This is a genomic window from Streptomyces sp. NPDC048420 (assembly GCF_040651535.1).
Taxonomy (GTDB): domain Bacteria; phylum Actinomycetota; class Actinomycetes; order Streptomycetales; family Streptomycetaceae; genus Streptomyces.
In genome coordinates this window covers 20,544-27,313 of sequence record NZ_JBEZKG010000055.1, presented here as the reverse complement: position 1 = coordinate 27,313, position 6,770 = coordinate 20,544, and the positions used below count along the sequence as shown (strand labels likewise).

The following is a 6,770-nucleotide window of genomic DNA, read 5'->3' as shown; positions in this document are numbered from 1 at the left end:
CGAGACACGCAGCAACGGAATCACGGCTTCCGCCGAGCACCGGAGTACACGGCAGAGCGCACCACCAGGGCAGGGGCAGCCCACCTACACCGCCGACCACGAGACGCCGGCCATGACCGACGAGCCACGGACATCCGGCCCCGGACCGGCGACAGCCAACGAGCTGTACGACGCTCAGGACATCGGCGCCCGGCGTGAGCAAGACGCCTGACTGCACCCCGGATTCCATGGACAAGGGCCGGGCAGCTCGCCGATCAAGTCCTCGATCAGGGCATCCACAACGCCCTCACGCTCCTGGGCGTCGAGCACGAAGGGGACACCAGGACGGCGCACTGACAGACCTACACGCGCGATCCGCGGAGCGCACCCACCACCAACAACGCGCCAACACCTAGCGGTTGGCGCGACACCCGTACGGGAGGATCTGCGTCACGCCCAACACCGCAGCGTCAACCGGCTCTTCGTCGTTCGGTCGGCCCCTGCGGGAGTCCGCCGCATCCGCCTGTACGACACCAAAGAGCCCCAGCCGGATCACTCCGACTGAGGCTCTGAGCTGCGGTGGACCTGTGGGGATTTGAACCCCAGACCCCCTCGATGCGAACGAGGTGCGCTACCAGACTGCGCCACAGGCCCTTGCAACGAGTGAAACTCTAGCATCCTCATCGGGGTGCTTGGAAATCCGTTCCCGGCTGGTCAGAGAAGGGCTCCCCGGTCCTCACTCGTTGGCCGCGCGGGGCCGGTCGCCTTCCTCGTACTGGTCGAAGAGCGGCGTACGGCCACGCTCGCGCGCCCGGCGTGCGGAGGCGGCGCGACGGGCGTCACTGCGACCGTCCGCCTCCGGCCTGTCCTCCTCGTCAGCCGACTGGTCCTCCGATCCCGCGTCCTCCGCGACGGGCGTCGACCCCTGGCCGAACTGATCCGATTGCTCCGGCGCGACGGCGCTGGACCGCGCCGAGCTCCACGCGTCCGGCGCCCCGAGGTCCACGTTCGCGGTGGCCCGCGGAGCGACCGGCGCGGTGACGTACGTCGGCAGTGGTACCGGTACCGGGTCCCAGCTGTCCCCGTGCCCCGGCCGGTGCTGCCGCTCGCGCTGCTGGTCGACCCACTCGGCGTGGTCGGTCTGCTCGACGAGGGCGCGCCGGTCGGCGGCGAGCGCCGAAAGGCCGGGATCCGTTGCCGGTTCTGGTCCCTCGTCCGGTTCGTCGGCGTCCACCCCGGTGCTCACGGACGTGCGCCGACGCGGTTGGCGTGCCCGCTCCCGCAGCCGCTGCGCGGCGGCTTCGGCCCGGCGCCGGTCCATCTGGTAGGCGAAGCGGCGGCGTTCCTGGGAACGCAGGTACGCGATGTACGCGCTGAGCATCACGGCGGGCACGCCGGGCGCCCACAGGAAGGCGAGCCCTCCGACGGCGGCGACGACCGTGCCGAGCGTGAAGGCCACGAAGAGCATGACTGTCGTACGACGACGGCGCGCGAGGGCCTTCATACGCCGGGCGCGCGCAGCGGCCGCCTCCGCGGAAGCCGTACGCCGGGGGGCGTGGGCCTGCGCCTGCGCCTGGGCTTGGGCGGCGGGTCCGGGTGCCTGCTTGCGCGCGGGGGCCGTCGCGGGCGTGTTCGTCTTCTTCGCGCGCGCCGGTTCGGGCGCCGGCGGCTGGACCGGTGCCTGGGTCTGCGGACGGGTCGGGGGCATGGCGAAGGCCCGGACGTCCACCGACTCGGTGACGACATCCGGTTCGTCGGCGTCGTGCTCCCCCTCGTCGGCGGAGCGCGCGCGCAGGTCCTTGGCATATCGACGCTCCATGCCCGCCCGTCCGGACAGCAGCCGGATGGCGGTGCTGAAGCGTTCCGTCGGACGGGCCTCGTTCAGCTCGTCCTGCCTACGGAGCCACATCGGCACCAAGTAGGCGGCCCAGGCCCCGACAATGACTGCGTAGATGAGGCCGCTGCTGCTCACGCCTCACACGGTAGAGGGGTTTGCGTGAGGCCATCTGCCAATTGAGTCGGTGTGTCGCACGATCCGGCTGATATTTCGAGCTTTTTTTGTGACCGATCCGATCAGCAGGCCGCTTGAGTCGCGAATTCAATGTCCCGAGACGGTCATGCGCCGATCATTTTCGAACACTTATTCAATTTCCGGGACCTGTATCGGGAACCTGCTTGCTGGAGCGTGCCCGCTGCCAGCGCCTGAGCAACCCGTCCGGCACCTCTTCCGCGGTGAGCGCGAACACGAGATGGTCACGCCAGGCCCCGTCGATGTGGAGATAGCGCGGCCGCATCCCCTCCTCGCGGAATCCGAGTTTCTCCACGACCCGTCGGCTGGGCCCGTTCTCGGGGCGAATGCAGACCTCGATGCGGTGCAGACCGACCGTGCGGAAACAGTGGTCCACGACAAGCGCCACGGCCGTCGGCATCACACCGCGCCCGGCGACCGACTGGTCCACCCAGTAGCCGACGTGCCCCGAGCACATCGAGCCCCAGGTGATTCCGGCGACGGTCAACTGCCCGACCAGCTGCCCCCGGTACTCGATGACGAACGGCAGCATCCGGCCCGCGTTCGCCTCGGACCTCAGGTGCCGGACCATCTGACGGTAGGTCGGCCGGTGTGCGATCGGCCCGGTGGGCGTGGGCGGCGGAATGGTCGCCTCCCAGGGGCGCAGCCAGTCCCGGTTGCGCCGGTTGACCTCACGCCAGGTCCGCTGGTCGCGCATCTTTATCGGCCTCAGGACGACATCGCCGTCCGCCAGTACGACGGGCCAGGACGGGCTGTTCAGCTCGCACCCCCACTGCCGGCGCCGGGTCTCGGGTGGTCGCCGCCGCGGATCTGGTCGACGGCGTGGATCAACAGGGGCGCAAGAACGGCCAGCCCGTCCTTCACCCCGCCACTGGAACCCGGCAGGTTCACGATCAGTGTGCGCCCCGCCACGCCGGCCAGGCCACGGGAGAGCGCGGCGGTGGGCACCTTGTCCCGTCCGTACGCCCGGATGGCCTCCGCGATGCCCGGCACCTCGTGGTCGATCACCGCGCGGGTCGCCTCGGGGGTGCGGTCGGTGGGCGAGATGCCGGTGCCGCCGGTGGTGACGATCACGTCGTAACCGGCGTCGGCGCCCGCACGCAGGGCGGCCTCCACCGGGTCGCCGTCGGGCACGACCTGGGGGCCGTCGACGGTGAGGCCGAAGCCCTTCAGGCCCTCGGCGACCATCGGGCCGCCCTTGTCCTCGTAGATCCCGGCGGCAGCCCTGTTGGAGGCGGTGACCACAAGAGCGCGATACGTCATCCTCGGCTCCAGTCGCCCGACTTGCCGCCCGTCTTCTCCTCGACCCGTACGTCCGTGATGACCGCTCCCTTGTCGACCGCCTTGACCATGTCGATCACGGTGAGCGCGGCGACGGAGACCGCGGTGAGGGCTTCCATCTCGACGCCCGTGCGGTCCGTGGTCTTCACGGTGGCGAGGATCTCCACGGCGTCGTCCGCGACCGACAGATCCAGTTTCACACCGGACACCGACAACGGGTGGCACAGCGGGATCAGGTCCGGGGTGCGTTTGGCGCCCATGATGCCCGCGATCCGCGCGGTGGCGAGGGCATCACCCTTGGGGACGCCCTCGCCGCGCAGCAGCTCGATCACCCGGGGCGACACGAGGACACGTCCGCTCGCGCGCGCGGTGCGTACGGTGACGTCCTTGCCGGAGACGTCGACCATGCGGGCGGCGCCCGCGTCGTCGATGTGGGTCAGTCGGTCCTGCGTACTCATGGTTGTGCGGCGCTCCCGGTCCGGCCTGTTGTGCGCGACACGGTACCGCCAACCAGGCGTGCTCAGCCGAGCAGGACCACCTCGACCTCGGCGCCGGGCTCGACGGACTCCACGTCCTCCGGTACGACGATCAGCGCGTCCGCCTGGGCGAGGGCGGCCACCAGATGGGAACCGGCACCGCCGACCGGGCTGACGGAGCCGTCGGCGTAGGTGCCCCGCAGGAACTGTCGGCGTCCCCTGGGCGAGGTCAGCGCCTTGTCCGCGGTCAGGGTCGCCCTGGTCGTCGGGCGGTGGACGTCGTCGAGGCCCATGAGGGTGCGGATGGCGGGACGGACGAACAGTTCGAAGGAGACGTACGACGACACCGGGTTGCCGGGCAGGGCGAGGAGCGGGGTGTGGTCGGGGCCGATGGTGCCGAAGCCCTGGGGCTTGCCGGGCTGCATGGCGAGCTTGCGGAAGTCGACGCCGCTGCCCGGTTCGTCCTCGTCGCCCACGGAGGACAGGGCCTCCTTGACGACGTCGTACGCCCCGACGCTCACGCCGCCGGTGGTGACCACGAGGTCGGCGCGGACGAGCTGGTCCTCGATGGTGGAGCGCAGGGTCTCGGCGTCGTCGGCGACGGCGCCCACCCGGTAGGCGATGGCGCCTGCGTCCCGGGCGGCCGCGGTGAGGGCGAAGCTGTTGGAGTCGTAGATCTGGCCGGTGCCGAGGCTCTCGTCGGGCTGGACGAGTTCGCTGCCGGTGGACATGACGACCACGCGCGGGCGCGGGCGCACGCGTACGGTGCCGCGGCCGATGGCGGCGAGCAGGGCGATCTGCGGGGGGCCGAGGACGGTGCCGGCGTCCAGGGCGCGGTCGCCGGCCCGGACGTCGCTGCCCTTGGCGCGTACGTGCGCGCGTGCCTCGGCGGGCCGGTGCACGTGCACGTGCCCTTCGGCGCCCTCGGGGCCGAGGCTGCGGGCGCGCATCCCGCTCACCGGGCCCTCGCCGAGGCCTCCGTCGGTCCACTCGACGGGGACGACGGTCTCGGCGCCGGGCGGCAGCGGGGCGCCGGTCATGATGCGGGCGGCCTGGCCCGGGCCGACGTGCAGGAGCTCGGCCTGGCCGGCCGCGACGTCCCCGACGACGTCCAGGACGGCCGGGAACTCCTCGCTCGCGCCCGCCACGTCGGCGATCCGCACCGCGTACCCGTCCATGGAGCTGTTGTCGAACGGCGGCAGGGACACCGGCACCGTGACGTCCTCGACCAGGACGCACCCCTGGGCGTCGAGCAGTTGCAGCTCGATGGGTTCCAGGGGGCGGACGGTCGCGAGGATGTCCTCCAGGTGTTCGTCCACCGACCAGAGGTGGTCCTGGTCGGCGGGACGGGGCGCGGCGCTGCTCAAATGCCTACATCTCCTCGGCTACGTAACTGCGAAGCCAGGTCCGGAAGTCCGGGCCCAGGTCTTCACGTTCGCACGCGAGTCTGACAATGGCACGCAGGTAGTCGCCGCGGTCCCCGGTGTCATAGCGGCGGCCCTTGAAGACGACGCCGTGCACCGGGCCGCCGACCTTCTCGTCCTGGGCGAGCTGCTGGAGGGCGTCGGTGAGCTGGATCTCGTTGCCGCGGCCCGGCTCGGTCTTGCGGAGTATGTCGAAGATGCGCGGGTCGAGGACGTACCGGCCGATGACCGCGTAGTTGGACGGGGCGTCGGCCGCCTCCGGCTTCTCGACCAGGCCGCCGACCTTGACGACGTCGCTGTCCTCGGTCTCCTCGACGACGGCACAGCCGTAGAGGTGGATCTGCTCGGGCGCGACCTCCATGAGCGCGATGACGCTGCCGCCGTGCTGCTCCTGGACCTCGATCATCCGCTTGAGCAGGAGGTCGCGGGCGTCGATCAGGTCGTCGCCCAGGAGGACGGCGAAGGGCTCGTCGCCCACGTGCGGGGCCGCGCACAGGACGGCGTGGCCGAGGCCGCGGGGGTCGCCCTGGCGGACGTAGTGCATGGTGGCGAGGTCGCTGGACTCCTGGACCTTGGCGAGCCGGCTGGCGTCGCCCTTCTTCTGGAGGGCGGACTCGAGCTCGTAGTTGCGGTCGAAGTGGTCCTCCAGAGGGCGCTTGTTGCGTCCCGTGATCATGAGGACGTCATCGAGGCCCGCCGAGACGGCCTCCTCGACCACGTACTGGATCGCCGGCTTGTCGACGACCGGCAGCATCTCCTTGGGAGTGGCCTTGGTTGCCGGCAGGAAGCGGGTGCCGAGCCCTGCTGCCGGAATGACAGCCTTGCTGATCCGAGGGTGCGACTGAGTCATGGTCGCACCCTATCCGGTGCCTTTGTGTGGAATCTGGGGCTCCGGTTAATAAGCTCTCATATGAGCGTATTGGAAGGGTACGGGTGCAACCTTTGAGCCACGTCGGACGTCCGGCCGAGCCTGACAAGCGCATGTTGCGGCGAGAATACCTGGCGGTGAGGAGCACGTTGACGGCCGATGACGTGCGGGAAGCGGCCGCCGCGCTGGCCGGCCGGGCCCTTGAGCTGCCGGAACTGGCGCGTGCGCGCACGGTGGCGGCGTATGTCTCGGTCGGCAACGAGCCCGGCACGCTCGCCCTCCTCGACGCGCTGCGCGAGCGGAACGTACACGTCCTGCTCCCCGCCCTCCTGCCGGACAACGACCTGGACTGGGGCGCCTACACCGGCGAGGGCTCGCTCGCGCGCGTCCAACACGGCGGAAAAATGGCCCTCTTCGAGCCCTGCGGCGAGCGCCTCGGCCCGGACGCCGTGACCGGCGCCGACGTCGTGCTGCTGCCCGGCCTCGCGGTGGACGGGCGCGGGATGCGCCTGGGGCGCGGCGGGGGGTCGTACGACCGGGTGCTCGCGCGCCTGGAACGCGCGGGCGCACGACCGGCGCTGGTGGTCCTGCTGTACGACTCCGAGGTCGTCGGGCATGTCCCGGAGGAACCGCACGACCGCCCGGTGCACGCGGTGGTGACGCCGTCGGGCGTGCGCCGCTTCCGCGCCCCGGCATGACGAAGGGGCCCTCCA

Annotated in this window: 8 protein-coding genes and 1 tRNA gene; 2 read left to right on the top strand and 7 right to left on the bottom strand. The window is 71.0% G+C overall.

Annotation, left to right across the window (positions count from 1 at the left end; all coding sequences use genetic code 11):
* Positions 1-211 (top strand): hypothetical protein (locus AB0D34_RS46105; protein ID WP_362673946.1); only part of this gene is annotated, 211 nt, incomplete at its 5' end.
* A gap of 348 nt (positions 212-559) precedes the next feature.
* Here the strand turns inward: AB0D34_RS46105 and AB0D34_RS46100 are convergent.
* From AB0D34_RS46100 to galU, 7 genes are all read right to left on the bottom strand, one after another.
* Positions 560-633 (bottom strand) — tRNA-Ala (locus AB0D34_RS46100).
* 82 nt (positions 634-715) lie between these two features.
* Positions 716-1,951 carry a gephyrin-like molybdotransferase receptor GlpR gene (gene glpR / locus AB0D34_RS46095; RefSeq protein WP_362673944.1) on the bottom strand — a complete coding sequence of 412 codons (1,236 nt, stop codon included), beginning with the start codon at positions 1,949-1,951 and terminating at the stop codon, positions 716-718.
* A 172-nt stretch (positions 1,952-2,123) separates the two neighbouring features.
* On the bottom strand, positions 2,124-2,768 hold the full coding sequence (locus AB0D34_RS46090) for a GNAT family protein (protein WP_362673948.1): 645 nt from the start codon (positions 2,766-2,768) through the stop codon (positions 2,124-2,126).
* On the bottom strand, positions 2,765-3,271 hold the full coding sequence (locus tag AB0D34_RS46085; protein ID WP_362673942.1) for a MogA/MoaB family molybdenum cofactor biosynthesis protein: 507 nt from the start codon (positions 3,269-3,271) through the stop codon (positions 2,765-2,767). The genes AB0D34_RS46090 and AB0D34_RS46085 overlap by 4 nt, the downstream gene beginning before the upstream one ends.
* The gene (moaC, locus tag AB0D34_RS46080; RefSeq protein WP_362673940.1) at positions 3,268-3,747 is read right to left on the bottom strand and encodes a cyclic pyranopterin monophosphate synthase MoaC; all 480 of its coding nucleotides are present in this window, start codon (positions 3,745-3,747) and stop codon (positions 3,268-3,270) included. The genes AB0D34_RS46085 and moaC overlap by 4 nt, the downstream gene beginning before the upstream one ends.
* Positions 3,748-3,809: 62 nt before the next feature.
* Entirely contained in the window at positions 3,810-5,132 is a 1,323-nt protein-coding gene (glp, locus tag AB0D34_RS46075) for a gephyrin-like molybdotransferase Glp (protein ID WP_362673938.1), read from the bottom strand.
* A gap of 4 nt (positions 5,133-5,136) precedes the next feature.
* A complete protein-coding gene (gene galU / locus AB0D34_RS46070) occupies positions 5,137-6,039 on the bottom strand; it encodes a UTP--glucose-1-phosphate uridylyltransferase GalU (protein ID WP_362673935.1) in 903 nt (300 codons plus the stop codon).
* 131 nt (positions 6,040-6,170) lie between these two features.
* On the opposite strand from galU, the gene AB0D34_RS46065 reads away from it, so the two are divergent.
* Positions 6,171-6,755, top strand: a complete 585-nt coding sequence (locus AB0D34_RS46065; protein WP_362673933.1) for a 5-formyltetrahydrofolate cyclo-ligase — start codon at positions 6,171-6,173, stop codon at positions 6,753-6,755.
* The last annotated feature ends 15 nt before the right edge of the window (positions 6,756-6,770 follow it).

Excerpts from the sequence above, each read along its gene's own strand:
- AB0D34_RS46085 (WP_362673942.1), bottom strand. The coding sequence starts at position 3,271 with ATGACGTATCGCGCTCTTGTGGTCACCGCCTCCAACAGGGCTGCCGCC.
- moaC (WP_362673940.1), bottom strand. The coding sequence starts at position 3,747 with ATGAGTACGCAGGACCGACTGACCCACATCGACGACGCGGGCGCCGCC.
- galU (WP_362673935.1), bottom strand. The coding sequence starts at position 6,039 with ATGACTCAGTCGCACCCTCGGATCAGCAAGGCTGTCATTCCGGCAGCA.
- AB0D34_RS46065 (WP_362673933.1), top strand. The coding sequence starts at position 6,171 with ATGTTGCGGCGAGAATACCTGGCGGTGAGGAGCACGTTGACGGCCGAT.